This is a genomic window from Rodentibacter caecimuris (genome assembly GCF_001019715.1).
Classification (GTDB): domain Bacteria; phylum Pseudomonadota; class Gammaproteobacteria; order Enterobacterales; family Pasteurellaceae; genus Rodentibacter; species Rodentibacter caecimuris.
This window is the reverse complement of sequence record NZ_BBXJ01000001.1, coordinates 2,665,466-2,679,988: the sequence shown is the minus strand read 5'-3', so window position 1 is coordinate 2,679,988 and position 14,523 is coordinate 2,665,466. Positions and strand designations below refer to the sequence as shown.

At 40.3% G+C, this 14,523-nt stretch carries 12 protein-coding genes, 2 tRNA genes, 2 rRNA genes and 1 pseudogene; 3 read left to right on the top strand and 14 right to left on the bottom strand.

The features are described 5' to 3' along the window. Position 1 precedes the first annotated feature (1 nt). Positions 2 to 514, bottom strand: coding sequence for a PilN domain-containing protein (locus tag PNEUHYL_RS13110; RefSeq protein ID WP_059368778.1), 513 nt, complete (start codon positions 512 to 514; stop codon positions 2 to 4). Then, on the bottom strand, positions 501 to 1,334 hold the full coding sequence (locus PNEUHYL_RS13105; protein ID WP_069029756.1) for a type IV pilus biogenesis protein PilM: 834 nt from the start codon (positions 1,332 to 1,334) through the stop codon (positions 501 to 503). The genes PNEUHYL_RS13110 and PNEUHYL_RS13105 overlap by 14 nt, the downstream gene beginning before the upstream one ends. Positions 1,335 to 1,438: 104 nt before the next feature. Here PNEUHYL_RS13105 and PNEUHYL_RS13100 point away from each other — a divergent pair, with 104 nt between their 5' ends. Both PNEUHYL_RS13100 and PNEUHYL_RS13095 read left to right on the top strand, forming a co-directional pair. After that, positions 1,439 to 4,060, top strand: a complete 2,622-nt coding sequence (locus tag PNEUHYL_RS13100) for a penicillin-binding protein 1A (protein ID WP_059368776.1) — start codon at positions 1,439 to 1,441, stop codon at positions 4,058 to 4,060. 60 nt (positions 4,061 to 4,120) lie between these two features. After that, entirely contained in the window at positions 4,121 to 4,966 is an 846-nt protein-coding gene (locus tag PNEUHYL_RS13095) for a 23S rRNA (adenine(2030)-N(6))-methyltransferase RlmJ (RefSeq protein ID WP_059368775.1), read from the top strand. A 174-nt stretch (positions 4,967 to 5,140) separates the two neighbouring features. Here PNEUHYL_RS13095 and PNEUHYL_RS13090 read toward each other — a convergent pair. The 7 genes and pseudogenes from PNEUHYL_RS13090 to PNEUHYL_RS13060 all read right to left on the bottom strand — a co-directional run. After that, a pseudogene (locus tag PNEUHYL_RS13090) lies at positions 5,141 to 5,977 on the bottom strand (DUF2827 family protein); the annotation flags it as partial. Positions 5,978 to 6,387: 410 nt separating this feature from the next. Next, positions 6,388 to 7,254 carry an Hsp33 family molecular chaperone HslO gene (gene hslO, locus PNEUHYL_RS13085; protein ID WP_059368774.1) on the bottom strand — a complete coding sequence of 289 codons (867 nt, stop codon included), beginning with the start codon at positions 7,252 to 7,254 and terminating at the stop codon, positions 6,388 to 6,390. 149 nt (positions 7,255 to 7,403) lie between these two features. Beyond that, positions 7,404 to 8,537 carry a porin gene (locus PNEUHYL_RS13080; RefSeq protein ID WP_059368773.1) on the bottom strand — a complete coding sequence of 378 codons (1,134 nt, stop codon included), beginning with the start codon at positions 8,535 to 8,537 and terminating at the stop codon, positions 7,404 to 7,406. Positions 8,538 to 8,697: 160 nt separating this feature from the next. After that, positions 8,698 to 9,657: a lipopolysaccharide heptosyltransferase RfaC gene (gene rfaC / locus PNEUHYL_RS13075; protein ID WP_059368772.1), complete on the bottom strand. Its 960-nt coding sequence runs from the start codon at positions 9,655 to 9,657 to the stop codon at positions 8,698 to 8,700. Beyond that, positions 9,654 to 10,700: a lipopolysaccharide heptosyltransferase II gene (gene waaF / locus PNEUHYL_RS13070; protein WP_059368771.1), complete on the bottom strand. Its 1,047-nt coding sequence runs from the start codon at positions 10,698 to 10,700 to the stop codon at positions 9,654 to 9,656. Before waaF ends, rfaC begins: the two co-directional genes overlap by 4 nt. Positions 10,701 to 10,796: 96 nt before the next feature. Continuing rightward, positions 10,797 to 11,726, bottom strand: coding sequence for an ADP-glyceromanno-heptose 6-epimerase (gene rfaD, locus PNEUHYL_RS13065; protein ID WP_059368770.1), 930 nt, complete (start codon positions 11,724 to 11,726; stop codon positions 10,797 to 10,799). Positions 11,727 to 11,804: 78 nt separating this feature from the next. Next, positions 11,805 to 12,308, bottom strand: a complete 504-nt coding sequence (locus PNEUHYL_RS13060) for a protein disulfide oxidoreductase (RefSeq protein ID WP_059368769.1) — start codon at positions 12,306 to 12,308, stop codon at positions 11,805 to 11,807. Between the two features lie 109 nt (positions 12,309 to 12,417). Between PNEUHYL_RS13060 and deoC the strand changes: the two genes are divergently transcribed. After that, positions 12,418 to 13,089 carry a deoxyribose-phosphate aldolase gene (gene deoC, locus PNEUHYL_RS13055; RefSeq protein ID WP_059368768.1) on the top strand — a complete coding sequence of 224 codons (672 nt, stop codon included), beginning with the start codon at positions 12,418 to 12,420 and terminating at the stop codon, positions 13,087 to 13,089. 38 nt (positions 13,090 to 13,127) lie between these two features. Here deoC and mazG read toward each other — a convergent pair whose 3' ends face one another. The 5 genes from mazG to rrf (PNEUHYL_RS13030) form a co-directional block, all read right to left on the bottom strand. Continuing rightward, a complete protein-coding gene (gene mazG / locus PNEUHYL_RS13050) occupies positions 13,128 to 13,916 on the bottom strand; it encodes a nucleoside triphosphate pyrophosphohydrolase (RefSeq protein ID WP_059368767.1) in 789 nt (262 codons plus the stop codon). A 68-nt stretch (positions 13,917 to 13,984) separates the two neighbouring features. Then, positions 13,985 to 14,060 (bottom strand) — tRNA-Trp (locus tag PNEUHYL_RS13045). Between the two features lie 16 nt (positions 14,061 to 14,076). Further along, positions 14,077 to 14,153, bottom strand: a tRNA-Asp gene (locus tag PNEUHYL_RS13040). 15 nt (positions 14,154 to 14,168) lie between these two features. Further along, positions 14,169 to 14,284, bottom strand: a 5S ribosomal RNA gene (gene rrf, locus PNEUHYL_RS13035). A 48-nt stretch (positions 14,285 to 14,332) separates the two neighbouring features. Continuing rightward, positions 14,333 to 14,448: ribosomal RNA gene (rrf, locus tag PNEUHYL_RS13030) — 5S ribosomal RNA — on the bottom strand. Between the last annotated feature and the right edge of the window lie 75 nt (positions 14,449 to 14,523).

Sequence of the window (14,523 nt, the reverse complement as noted above, 5' to 3'; positions counted from 1 at the left end):
CTTATTTCTCGTTCACTTCAGGAGAAAGATCAAACTGAAAAACCCAACGTCCTTGTTCGGGTTGAAATTGGGTGAGTTTGAAAGAAGCAAAATGCCGGCTTAAAAACTCACGAAACGTTTCAAATTCCTCTTTTGTCACACAAAATCCATTAAGCCGAATCCCTTCCTCATTAAAACTCAATGCCTCTAGCTCCCCTTGTTGAAGAGGTAACCGGGGTAATAGCGAAATCACTTGTTCCACTCTATTCGGTGAAATTTCCTGTAATTCCGTTAAATTCCGTATGGTCTGCTTAACTTCGGTGATTTGCTGAACGGTTTGGGCGAGGCGTTTTTTCTGCTCTATAAAAAATTGCTGTTGAGTGTTTAATTCCCCCTGTTGTTGCCGTTGAAATGCTGTCAATACAGCATATAGGGCAACCCCTACTATTAACACGGCAAACATTTTTACTATAAATAAGCACAATAACCTCTGATATTTCTCTAACCGCCAAGGTAGTAAATTAATCCCGTTCATCGCCCGCTCCACTTGAAGATGCTGTTGAGACAAGAGAATTATTCTGTACCCAATCTATTCGCCACAACGCGTTACCTAAAGCAATAAAAGGAATATCCGTTTTCACTTGCCGCCAATTTTCCGGCAAATCGGTTTGCTCGACATTCGTAGTTCGATAAACATAGACATAGACATACTCAATTTCAACATTAAAACGTTGGCAAAATTTGCTATAAAGTGCGGTTAAATTTTCCGATGTTTGTAAAAACTGTTGGCTATGAGCCGTATCCGTAAGGGCAAAACAGTGTGATTCGTCTTGATATAAATATAAAGAATTTTTCTGAACGTCCCCTAAAAGAAAGCGGAATGCGCGCATCATTGAGTGATAGGCAACATCTAAGACATTAAGTAATAATTCATCACTGATCCGCTGAGTTTCACAGGCTATTTGCCGACGAATGGCATAGATATCAAGACGAAAACCTTGTTTTAAATCAGTGGTGAGATAATCAAACCAAAGTTCTTCAAGAGGAATGGGTAATTCTTCTTGCAAAATAAACCTGCACTGTTGCTCACATTCTTGTGCATTTAATGCATGCGGTAAGATTAAGTTTTTTGACCAAGTGAGATGAGGTGAAACACAACCGACGAGATACAACTGCAAGTGATTTTGTGGAAAATCCTGCATTACACGTGCGATTAATTGCGCTTTGATGTTTGTTTCACTCATCAAAAATGAAAGAAATTGAACTTGTTTTAGGTTATCTAACCAAACAAATTGAACATGGCTATGTTGTTGATACACACCAACTTGCACGATTTTCCGTTTTTTATAAGACATCAGTATATGCTTTTCCTATTATTTGGACGGTGAATCTTTTATACTTGTTAGCCAAATCATAATGTGATTTTATTTATGCTCATCAATCAAGAGAGAATTCTACGATGCGGATCGCAAAATTAATATTTAGCAGTCTCTTAACCTTATGTATTTTAGGGTTAGCAATAGGGGGGGGATTATATGTCCACCTCAAATCTGAATTACCTTCAGTGGAAAGTTTAAAAACCGTTGAATTACAACAACCGATGCAAATTTATACGGCTGATGGGAAATTAATCGGTGAAGTTGGCGAGCAACGCCGTATTCCGGTGAAATTAGAAAATGTACCACAACGTTTAATTGAGGCATTTTTAGCCACGGAAGACAGCCGTTTTTATGATCACCACGGTTTAGATCCGGTGGGAATTACGCGGGCGCTATTTGTTGCAATAAGCAATGGTGGAGCTTCACAGGGAGCAAGTACCATTACGCAACAGTTGGCACGTAATTTTTTCTTAACTCCGGAAAAAACATTGATACGTAAAGCGAGAGAGGCTGTGCTTGCCATTGAAATAGAGAACGCATTAAGCAAACAGGAAATTCTTGAGCTTTATTTAAACAAAATTTTCTTAGGTTACCGCTCTTACGGTGTTGCCGCTGCAGCTCAAACCTATTTTGGTAAATCCTTAGACGAACTCACTTTGTCCGAGATGGCAGTGATTGCCGGCTTACCGAAAGCGCCTTCCACAATGAATCCATTGTATTCGCCGAAACGGGCTGAAGAGCGTCGTAATATCGTTTTAGCCCGTATGTTAGATGAAAAATATATTACTAAAGAAGAATACGATATCGCTCTCAAAGAACCGATTAATGCCAGTTATCACGGAGCCAAGTTTGATTTTCGGGCGGATTATGTCACCGAAATGGTACGTCAGGAAATGGTAAAACGTTTCGGGGAAGAAAATGCCTATACTCGAGGCTATAAAGTGTTTACTACCGTGCTTTCTAAAGATCAAGCGGAAGCACAAAAAGCAGTGCGTAATAATTTGATTAACTACGATATGCGCCATGGTTGGCGTGGCGGCGCACCGCTATGGAAAAAAGGTGAAGCGGCATGGGATAATGAACGCATTGTGGCTTTCTTAAGAAAATTACCGAATTCCGAACCTTTTGTGCCGGCTGCCGTCACTTCATTAAGCAAAAATGGAGCTGAATTGTTACTGGCAAATAATCAAACGATGACCCTTTCATCTAATGCGATGCGTTGGGCGGGAAAAGCACCGGTAAAAATCGGTGATCAAATTTGGATTCGCCAACGCGATAACGGTGAATGGATTTTAGGACAAATTCCGGCGGCTAACTCTGCCTTGGTGTCCTTAAATTCCGATAATGGCGCAATTGAGGCCTTAGTCGGTGGCTTTAGCTTCGAGCAAAGCAAATTTAACCGTGCGACACAATCTTTAGTTCAAGTGGGCTCTTCTATCAAACCGTTTATTTATGCCGCCGCTTTAGAAAAAGGTTTAACCCTTTCTAGCGTATTACAAGATAGTCCGATTTCAATATCCAAACCGGGACAAGCCGTATGGAGCCCTAAAAACTCACCGGATCGCTATGATGGTCCGATGCGTTTGCGTGTGGGGTTGGGTCAATCAAAAAATATGATCGCGATTCGCGCTTTACAAACAGCCGGTATTAGTTTCACCGCTGATTTCTTACAACGTTTCGGTTTTAAACGGGAACAATACTTTGCCAGTGAGGCTTTGGCATTGGGTGCCGCCTCTTTTACCCCGCTGGAAATGGCTCGGGCTTATGCCGTGTTTGATAATGGCGGTTTTTTAATTGATCCTTATATTATTGAAAAAATTCAGGATAATACCGGCAAGGATTTATTTATCGCTAATCCGAAAATTGCTTGTATCACTTGTAATAATATTCCGGTGATTTATGGCGAAACCAAAGATAAAATTGATGGTTTCCAAAATATCGCCGAAGTGGCAAAACCGGATGACTTAAAAGCAGCCAAAGGAAATACCAATACCGATACGGAAGAAGGTGACGTCCAACCTGAAAACGTGCCGGATTTACCGGAGTTACAAGCGCAAGGCGGGGCATTAAATGATGATGCTATTGATTTAATGGCAAGTGGCAAAGATGCTACATCAAAAGTAGAATATGCTCCCCGTGTTATCAGTGGTGAACTTGCTTTCTTAATCCGTAGTGCATTAAATACGGCAATTTACGGCGAACAAGGATTAAGTTGGAAAGGGACAAGTTGGCGGATGTCAAAAGAAATCAAGCAACGCAAAGATATTGGCGGTAAAACCGGTACAACGAACAATTCAAAAGTGGCTTGGTATGCAGGATTTGGCGCCAACTTAGTCACCACGACCTACGTAGGTTTCGATGATAATAAACGTGTATTGGGTCGTGGGGAATCCGGCGGTAAAACGGCAATGCCGGTATGGATTGCTTACATGAAAGTCGCCCTTGCCGATATTCCGGAACGAAACCTTGATTTACCACCGAATATCATGGAAAAAACCATTGATAGTAGCTCGGGTTTACTTTCAGAATATGGTGGACGTAAGGAATACTTTATCGTGGGTACAGAACCGAAACGCACCTATATTGCCGAAATGATGGAACGTGGCTATTATGTACCGCCTGAATTACAGCAACGCTTAAATGGCGGCTCAGGGAAAACGCAAGATGCGGTGCCTGCGGCACAACCGGAAGAATTATTCTAATTATTTATCACAAAAGTGCGGTTAATTTTAACCGCACTTTTTTAACTCAAAGGGACAACCATGCTCAGTTATCGACACTCCTTCCATGCAGGAAATCATGCCGATGTATTAAAACACATTGTGTTAATGTTAATTTTAGAAAACCTGAAGCTCAAAGACAAAGGATTCTATTATTTAGATACCCACTCCGGTGTAGGGCGTTATCGCTTATCCTCAAACGAAGCCGAAAAAACCGGTGAATATAAAGAAGGAATCGGGCGTTTGTGGGAACAAACTGATTTACCCGAAGAATTAACCCGCTATGTTAATTTAATTAAAGGTCTTAATAACGGCGGCAAAATGCTCCGCTATTATGCCGGATCGCCAATGATTGCGGCACAATTATTGCGACCTCAAGATCGTGCATTACTCACGGAATTACACCCTAGCGATTTCCCCCTATTACGCAATAATTTTAAAGAATTTAAAAATATCTCGGTAAAATGCGATAACGGATTCCAACAAGTGAAATCAACATTGCCACCTAAGGAACGACGGGGTCTCGTGTTAATCGATCCGCCCTACGAACTTAAGGAAGATTACGATTTAGTGGTAAAAGCCGTGGAAGAAGGTTACAAGCGATTTGCCACAGGCACTTATGCTATCTGGTATCCTGTGGTGCTACGCCAACAAACGAAGCGTATTTTTAAAGGTTTAGAAGCCAGCGGTATTCGTAAAATTCTAAAAATTGAATTGGCCGTACGCCCTGATAGTGATCAACGGGGTATGACAGCAAGTGGTATGGTGATCATCAACCCGCCTTGGACACTAGAAAACCAAATGAGAGAGATTTTACCTTATTTAGTAAAAACGCTCATACCGAAAGGAACAGGTAGTTGGACGGTAGAATGGATTACTCCAGAGTAAAACAATACACAATTTGACCGCACTTGAAATATATTTTTAAGACTAATCTGACAAAAGTCGGGATGATTTATCCCGACTCATTAAGAGAAAATATTGAGAGTGTAGCGTGTTATGTAATATTCATAACATTGAACGTTTTAGAAATATCTTCTCCCGATATTCATAAGTGCCACATCATCGTTCAAATAAGCGTTTGATCTCTTTTTCATACAAATACACATTAACCGGATTTGTCGGCAACAGAGAGTCAAGATACTCATTAGCCCTTTCAACATACGCTTGATGGTGTTTATCGTGATTTTCAATCACATCCAACAAGACTCTTGCACCATCGAAAGCATCAAATTGATCATAATAATAGCCAACCCCTTTAGGCAATAACTTAGAATTATGAATAAAAGGATAACCGCCGTAAAGGGCGTCGTTATAGGCATAGTTTAGTCCGCTTTCCCACTGATGGCTTAGCACAATATCAACGTAGCGAGACAAGAAATCCAGCATTTGGTAGCCCCCCTCTACCGTCATAATATTGTTTCGTACCATATCGGTTCTACCAATAAAATTGAAGAATGTCGGATTATCTTTTTTGTCGTAAGTATTGCAAGCGTAAAAATGCTGAATTTTTTCCGGTGCTGCTCGGTAAGCCTGCTCACAAATGAGGATAGACATAAAGCTCGTTTTAGTCATAATTAAATTAGGATAAAAGCAGGCGATCTGTCAGCCCACACTATCGGTATTTGTGCGATAGCCGAAATCAATATTATGCTGATCTTTAATTTGCTTAATCACTTTATCGCAAAACAGTGGAGACCAAATGGCAGGCACAACATAAGACTAATGATACATAATAGAGAAGTAAGAACGGCAGGTGTTCTCATTTTGAGGAATAAGCCACACACTGTTAAACATTGCCCCGTTAAAAACACACGTGGCTTGTTTATCGAATAAGAAATTCTCCACATCGGTGACAAAATCATTTCCCATTTTGTAGCACACTACCTTACGTTTGTGAATTTTTACCTAATACCATAGAATATACGTGATCGCCCTCAACTTTTGCTCCGATACCTATAGCCACTGCACCAGAAGGCTTTAGTTTACTGTCCTATAGCAGACCAATCGCCATTAGAAGATATTGTATTATATCAGGCTTTTCTTAAGCGCTCTTACCAATGGCGACACTACCTCCATTCCCTGCTTTGGCATCAATACCAATAGCTTACAGTACTTCCTGCTCCATTTGCATTCGTACCATATGAAATATTGATGAAAAAATCCACTAGAAATTTTCTTTTCATTAGGATATCTGGGAATATTTAATTTATCTTGCAAAAATGCCAGCATGGTACCGGTATCCCACACTTAATTGTGAAATAACCGTTTTTGTGCATTTACTACATCATAATGTAGTTTTATTCCATTTATATCCGTGATTTTAATTTATTAATCGCTTCTTTATTAAAGAAATAATGGGTACCACAACATTCACACTGCATATCAATACTGCCTTTGTGTTCTTCCAAAATCTCATCGATTTCTTCATCGGGAATCAACAATAATGCCGCTCCGGAACGTTCTGCCGAACAACCACAAAAAAATTGAATAGCTTGTGGCGCATACACTTCCACGATTTCTTCGTGATAAAGCCGATAAAGCATTTCCTCTGCAGGTAAACCAAATAATTCTTCGTTTTTTGCCGTTGCCGCTAACGTTGCAAGATGTTCAAAATCCTCAGGTGAACCCGCACCATCAGGCATAATTTGTAGCAACATCCCTGCCGCCACCGGTTTACCCTGATATTCTCCCGTGCGAATAATTAATTGGGTTTGAAGCTGTTCGGAGCGAACAAAATAGTCTTCTAAACACTCGGTAATTGTTGGTTTATCCAATCCGATTACGCCTTGATAACGCTCGCCTTCTTGAGGTGCTATCGTAATAACCAATACGCCCTTCCCAATCATCTCATGCAACGTCATTTCAGGAGAAATATCTCCCTCTACTCGTGCTAAAGCACGAATTTGTTGCTGATCATTACCGTTCACCAATGCAAGACGAAGTGGACCGTCCCCCTGAATTTGCACGGTAATATTGCCTTCAAATTTTAAAGTTGCCGTAAGCAATGCGGTTGCCACCATCATTTCACCCAATAAATTTTGCACCGGTTGAGGATAATGATGAGTGTTTAAGGTATCAACAAAACTTTGGTTTAAACGCACCCATTCACCACGTACTGCACGGTTTTGAAAAAGATAGCGGTAAAGTTTGTCATTGTCTTTTAAGTCATTCATTTTTTGTTCCTATATTTTTTGCAGTAAAAAGTGCGGTCAAAAACCACCGCACTTTTCGTCTTTTCCCTATAATGGGGGCAATTTAGACAATTACAAGCACAAAGAAAAAGCGAGCCGTTTGTGGCCCGCTTTTCATATTTAAGGTTTCATTACCAATATGCACGTAAACCGACAACGGCGGCATAATCACATTGTTTTACATCCTGTTCATTAGCAAGATTTCTTACACGCACAACTTTACCTTCAACAAACGGTTTTAATTTTAAACTGCCGTTTTTATAAACGTAATATTCGCTACCAAGCATCACTTCACTCCGTTTCTCTGTCGCAGCCGGTACGGAAGTCTCTTTTAATTTGTTATGACGATAAGCATACATCGCGTAAGCGTTCCAATCTTCATTTAATTCTTGGAAAACAATCGCACGCGCTTCATATTGGGCACGTTTGACAGCATTACCAAAATTTGTTGAAAGATTTGTGGTATTACGATGTTCTAAATCTAAACCCAATATGGTGTGATCAAAGCGGTATGCGTTACCAAATGAATAGGCGGTAACTTGTCGACCGTTTGCAAAGGTTTCACGAGAGAAACCGGCTGCTGTTGTCCAGTCTTGTAAATCATCAATATTATGTTTATAAACGGCACCGCCACCCCACACGTGATTACGATTCGGATTGATATCTAATCCCTGTGCGCCACGCGGGCTTGTTGCACCATAATACGCACCGAATTTTAAGTTAGGAAAAAAACCTCCGCGGTTTGTATATTGAACCACACGGCGGGCATTATTATTCAATAAACCGTCACTCAAGCTATAAGTGTTCGGTAAATCGGTTTGTTTGATTTCGTCAGTGAAGGTTGTCATATTACCGTAAACTAATTCACCATAGGTTTTGTGACCAAAACCGGCATAAAGTTGACGCGTATAAATATGACCAAAATTATTGTGACGATTACTCGCCAAGTTAGGTTCGTCCGCCGAACCACGATGTCCGGTATTATCTCGGAAACGCCATTCGACACGACCAACCGTATAAAAATCATTACCTAGCTGTTGTTTAAGCTTGAAGCCAAAACGAGAGCCGTTATTATCAATATCACCATGAGAAATATTTTTCGTGGTGGTCGCCCCTTCTGTTTTACGATTAATGTTTTCCCATTTCAAACGGAGAGAACCATTGAAGTCAATTTCAGTACCTGTTTCTTCAATGTTGAATTGATAGGCTTGAGCTGAGCTTGCGGCACATGCCGTAACCATTAAAGCAAGAAGTGTCTTTTTCATTGTGCTTTCCTTTTCGTTCTAAATAAAAATAAAATAAAAAAATTGGATTTTTTGGAGTTTATACACTCCAGATTAGATATTCAATGCAAGGTTATAGCAATATTGTAAAAAAGAAACTGTTTTTTGATAAAAATCAATCAAAAAAATAAACCTTCTTTGTTTACTGATTGCCATTTAATAGAGGTTCAAGCCTTGAAAATACTTGTTCGGCTGAGATTTCAGCCATACTTGAGGCAGATAAATATTGCTGATTCTTACCATAACAACCGATTAAGGTCGGATCTGTTGCACCATAAAGGGTAATATTCGGTTTATCTAAAGCCGCGGTTAAATGCGACAAGCCCGTATCCACAGAGACTACCGCAGTCGCATTCGCAATTTGCTTTGCCAATTCGGTGAGCGTTAGTTTTGGCAGTACTTGAACATTCGGATAATTTTTTGCCAAGCGTTCCGCCCGCTCTTTTTCTTTTTCATTCCCCCAAGGTAAACGGATTTGCACGAAAAGTGCGGTCATTTTTTCAATTAAATTTTCCCATTCCGATTCAAGCCAATGTTTATCATCTCGGGTAGTGGCATGAAAAAAAATCACATAAGGCTCAATGGAGGCGGCAGTAAAATGTTGTGCGATGCCGTAATCACCTTGCGAATGCGGCAATTCATAATTAAGGCTTAGTGCAAATAACTGCCGAATACGTTCAACGGCGTGTTGCTGATAAGAAATTGCGTATTTTTTCTCATAAAAAAAGGAAGCAATCGGCTCTCGAATGCTATGGCAATCATAGCCATGCGTTGTGCCGTTAGCGAGACGGGTAGCAAAAAATGCACTTTTAAATAATCCTTGAGCGTCAATAACGGCATCATAACGTTCTTTTTGGAGTAAAGTGCGGTAAATTTCCCACTCATTTTTTGTTTGTGAGGAAAAAGGGGATTTACGCCAACGGCGTAAGGCAATGGGTATCACTTGATGAAGAGCCGAATGCCATTGGGGAATTTCAGCAAAATTTTCTTCTACCACCCAATCCACGGTTAAATTTGGGATCATTTGTTGGGCATCGGTTAATGCGGGCAATGTGTGGATCACATCACCCATAGAGGAAGTTTTAATTAAACAAATTTTCATGGTTTTGCTAATAATGCGTTTAATTTCTCCATCACCATTTTTGGCGTAATATCAATGAGACTTTGGTGATACCCCTCTGTACTATCCTTGCTTTTACGCACTTTGATTAAATCGCCTTCAATTAACCGAATAATCACTGCTTTATCGGAAAGTGGCGGCGTGTAAGTCGGGCTGGTCGGGCCGTAAAGAGCGACTAACGGGCGATTTGTTGCGGCAGCAATGTGCATTAATCCGCTGTCGTTGCTCACCACCGCCGTACAATTTTCGATAAGATCGACGGCTTGATTTAAATTCGTTTGCCCCGCTAAATTCACACAAAAGCGTTGCTGTTCTTGAGACAAAGCATTACGTATTTGCTCACCCGCTTCAATATCTTTCGGCGAACCGAAAATTTCCACCGCGTAACCCTGCTCAATCAGCATTCCCGCCAACTCAGCATAATGATAATAGGGCCAACGTTTCGCCGGCCCGAATTCCGCCCCCGGACAAAAACCGATAATCGGGCGTTCACCTAAAAGTGCGGTCTGTTTTGAGAATGTTTTTAACGTTTCTTGTTGATTGCCTGATTCGATGGCGAGATAAGGTTTTAACAGTGGGATTGCTTGCGCGTTCGGCACGGCGTTTTTCTCAAAAGCTAATGCCACATAACGCTGCACCATCATCGGATAATCCCGCTTGTTGTTGCGTAAATCATTCAATAAAAAATAACGGCTTTCGCCCTTCCAACCACGTCGTACGGCAATTTTCGCAAAGAGCGGAATCAGTGCGGATTTCAATGAATTCGGCAACACAATCGCCATTTCATATCGCCCACGCAATGCTTTCCCTAAACGATAACGTTCACCAAGAGCAAAAGTACCGTGCCCTAAAGGCATTTCAATGGCATTGCGTACTTCCGGCATACGTGCCAATAAAGGTTTACACCAATTCGGCGCCATTACATCAATTTGGCAGTGTGGATACTGAATTTTGAGTTGTTGATACAAACTGTGCGACATCATCATATCGCCGACCCAAGACGGGCCGATAACGAGGATATTCATATTTCACCTTGTAGAAAAGTGCGGTTAAAAAATAAATGAATTTTTGACCGCACTTTGCTTTTTAAATGTCTCAGATAAACTCAATTGAATGATCAATTACTTTTTATTGAGCCACGCCATATATGTTGCCGTACCTTCGGCAACGGATTTAAATTCGCCTGTATAACCGGCCGTGCGTAATGCGGTTAAATCCGCTTGGGTAAAGGTTTGATAGCGGGATTTCAAATGTTCAGGGAAAGGAATCGTTTCGATTTGCCCCTTACCATGGAATGCAATCACCGCTTCCGCAACAGCTTGGAAGGATTCTGCATTGCCGGTACCGAGATTGTAAATGCCGGAAATACGATTTTGCCACGCCCAAATATTGACTTTCGCGACATCTTCCACATAAACAAAATCACGGAGAAACGTTTCCGAACCGGCAAATAATTTTGGATTTTCTCCTTTCAGCATTTGATTATTTAAATGGAATGCCACACTTGCCATCGAGCCTTTATGTTGCTCTCTCGGGCCATAAACATTGAAATATTTGAAACCGCAAACCGGCGATTCTGCCGTGGGTAAAATTTTTCTCACATATTCATCAAATAAAAATTTTGAGTAGCCATAGGCATTAAGCGGACTTTCAAACTCCCGTTTTTCAATAAAATTATCGATTCGTCCACCGTAAGTCGCCGCACTTGAAGCATAGAAAAACGGAATTCGGCGATCTAAGCAGTAATGCAGCAATTCTTTAGAATATTTATAATTATTCTGCATTAAATATTTGCCGTCCCATTCGGTAGTGGCAGAACACGCTCCTTCGTGGAATACGGCATCAATATCGCCAAAATCATCACCGGCAATAATGGAAGCGATAAAATCTTCTTTGTCGCAATAATCGGCAATATCCAAATCCACTAAATTAATAAATTTAGTTCCATCTTTTAAGTTATCGACGACCAAAATATCTTTACGCCCTATTTCATTTAATGCTTTAACAATGTTGCTGCCAATCATGCCGGCACCGCCAGTTACAATGATCATAATCTTGTCCTTTATTAATTATGTGAAATTGTTGCCATTGTAATTGATTTTAGGGATAAGGTAAAAGCTACTCATCCCTTAACCTAAAAACTCAGTGAAAAACAACCGCACTTTTAGCCCCCAATAACTTGTCCAGCCCGTAGTAGCGAGATCCATTTTGCCTTTGTTCAAAATAATGATCGTTGGGGTCACATTGATTTGCCATTTTTGTGCAATTTCCCCTTGAGGATCATTGACAGTAGTAAAGGTATAATGATGTTCGGCCAAATACTTTCCTACCTCACCGGCACTCCCTGAACGCAATGCAATAGAAACAACCGGATAACCTTCTTTTGTCAAATCATTAATTGCCGGTGATGTGTATCGGCAATAACCACACCAAGTTCCCCAAAAATAAATTAATGTGGGTTTATCTTGGGCAATTTGTGGGAGAAAAAAACCGTTACCCTGCAAATCATATAATGCCGTTGTATTGATTTCCGATGAAATTTCGGGCTTACGGATAAAATCCAGAATGCTACTAACGATAATCAATGTAAGCCCTAAAGAAATACCGTTTTTGAGTAATCTTGTTAAATTCATAAAATACCTAATAAGAAAAATTCGGCTAATTTACCATAAAAGTGCGGTCAAATTTCATAATATTTTGCTATCATAGCCAAGCAAATTTTTATTATAAAGGAGAACAAAAATGGACAGTAAAAGCCTTGCAAAATATATTGATCATACTGCACTTACCGCTGAGAAAAATGAGCAGGATATTTTAACGCTCTGTGACGAAGCCATGAAATATGGTTTTTATTCTGTTTGTATCAATTCAGGTTATATCCCTTTAGCAAAAGAAAAATTAGCAGGCTCTGAGGTGAAGATTTGTACGGTGGTCGGTTTTCCTCTCGGTGCAAATTTAACCTCAGTAAAAGCCTTTGAGACACAAGAGGCGATTAAAGCCGGCGCAAATGAAATTGATATGGTAATCAATGTGGGTTGGATTAAATCCAATAAATGGCAAGCGGTAAAAGAAGATATTCAAGCCGTGTTAAATGCCTGCAATGGAGTACCGCTGAAAGTGATTTTAGAAACCTGTTTATTATCCAAAGAAGAAATCATTAAAGCCTGTGAAATTTGTCGAGAATTAGGTGTAATATTCGTCAAAACTTCTACCGGATTCAGCAAAGGCGGCGCTACCGTTGAAGATGTGGCATTAATGAAAAAAATCGTGGGTAATATTGGCGTAAAAGCCTCAGGCGGAGTACGCGATACGAAAACCGCATTGGCTATGATTGAAGCAGGGGCAACACGTATTGGTGCCAGTGCAGGCATTGCAATTATCAGTAATAGTAGCGATACACAAAGTACCTATTAATAATAGAAAAGGTAGAAGAGAATCCTTCTACCTTTTAATCATTTTTCCTCTTCCTTTACTTCGTTCCACAAAAAATCCATTTCAATTAAGGAGAGCTCCTCTAATTTAGTATTTCTTTCTTTTGCTTTCTGTTCAACTTTGCGAAAACGTTGCTCAAATTTATTATTTGCCTTACGAAGGCTTTCCTCTGCACCGCATTTTAAGTGTCGCGCCAAATTTACCGTAGCAAAAAACAAATCACCAATTTCTTCTTCAATCTTCGTTTGATCTTGAGGCTGACGGTTAAATTCATCTCTCACTTCTTGCAGCTCTTCTTCTACTTTTGCGAAAACAGGTTCAATTTCAGTCCAATCAAAACCGATTTTAGCGCATTGTTTTTGCAACTTCTGTGCCCTCATTAATGCGGGAAAAGCCGAAGGAACATTATCTAAAATAGATTGAGTTTGTTTTTCAGATTTTTCTAATGCTTTAATGCCATTCCAACGGGCAAGCGCTTCCTCTTCATTTTTTGCCGTGGCATTTGCAAATACATGTGGGTGCCGACGAATAATTTTTTCAGCAACATCATTAAGCACATCATCAAAAGTAAAATAGTTATCCTCGGTTGCAAGTTGGCTAAAAAACACAACTTGTAACAATAAGTCACCCAATTCTTCTCTTAAATTTGCTATATCTTTCTTTTGAATTGCCTCAATGACTTCATAAGTTTCCTCTGTTAAACAGGGAATCATTGAATCATAATTTTGCTTAAGATCCCAAGGACAACCTTTATCCGGATGACGAAGTTGAGCAATTAATTCGATAAAGTCTTGAATTGAATGTGACATAAATAAACCTCTAAATAAAAATAGGCTAAGTATAAAGTTTATTTATGAAAAAATGAAATTTATTTAGATGGCAGGGGCGGAGAGGCTCGAACTCCCAACACCCGGTTTTGGAGACCGGTGCTCTACCAATTGAACTACGCCCCTATTGGTATGAAAAGATTGGCGGAATGGACGGGACTCGAACCCGCGACCCCCTGCGTGACAGGCAGGTATTCTAACCAGCTGAACTACCACTCCGCAGATATTTGGTATACTTGGCAGTGACCTACTCTCACATGGGGAAACCCCACACTACCATCGGCGTAATAATGTTTCACTTCTGAGTTCGGTATGGATTCAGGTGGGACCATTACACTATTGCTGCCAAAACTATTTTGTTAATTCACTCAAAAAATAAACTAACAAAATAATTAAAAACCCGGCAGTGCCCTACTCTCACATGGGGATACCCCACACTACCATCGGCATTACAGCATTTCACTTCTGAGTTCGGGATGGATTCAGGTGGAACCACTGCACTCTCGCCGCCGGGATAATTCTTCGATAACTTCTTCTCTTCAAGTTTTATCTTGTTCTATCTTTTTATCTCGTTTTATCTCTTTTATCT

Coding starts and splice junctions, on each gene's coding strand:
- PNEUHYL_RS13110 (WP_059368778.1), bottom strand. CDS start 514: ATGAACGGGATTAATTTACTACCTTGGCGGTTAGAGAAATATCAGAGG.
- PNEUHYL_RS13105 (WP_069029756.1), bottom strand. CDS start 1,334: ATGTCTTATAAAAAACGGAAAATCGTGCAAGTTGGTGTGTATCAACAA.
- PNEUHYL_RS13100 (WP_059368776.1), top strand. CDS start 1,439: ATGCGGATCGCAAAATTAATATTTAGCAGTCTCTTAACCTTATGTATT.
- PNEUHYL_RS13095 (WP_059368775.1), top strand. CDS start 4,121: ATGCTCAGTTATCGACACTCCTTCCATGCAGGAAATCATGCCGATGTA.
- hslO (WP_059368774.1), bottom strand. CDS start 7,254: ATGAATGACTTAAAAGACAATGACAAACTTTACCGCTATCTTTTTCAA.
- PNEUHYL_RS13080 (WP_059368773.1), bottom strand. CDS start 8,537: ATGAAAAAGACACTTCTTGCTTTAATGGTTACGGCATGTGCCGCAAGC.
- rfaC (WP_059368772.1), bottom strand. CDS start 9,657: ATGAAAATTTGTTTAATTAAAACTTCCTCTATGGGTGATGTGATCCAC.
- waaF (WP_059368771.1), bottom strand. CDS start 10,700: ATGAATATCCTCGTTATCGGCCCGTCTTGGGTCGGCGATATGATGATG.
- rfaD (WP_059368770.1), bottom strand. CDS start 11,726: ATGATCATTGTAACTGGCGGTGCCGGCATGATTGGCAGCAACATTGTT.
- PNEUHYL_RS13060 (WP_059368769.1), bottom strand. CDS start 12,308: ATGAATTTAACAAGATTACTCAAAAACGGTATTTCTTTAGGGCTTACA.
- deoC (WP_059368768.1), top strand. CDS start 12,418: ATGGACAGTAAAAGCCTTGCAAAATATATTGATCATACTGCACTTACC.
- mazG (WP_059368767.1), bottom strand. CDS start 13,916: ATGTCACATTCAATTCAAGACTTTATCGAATTAATTGCTCAACTTCGT.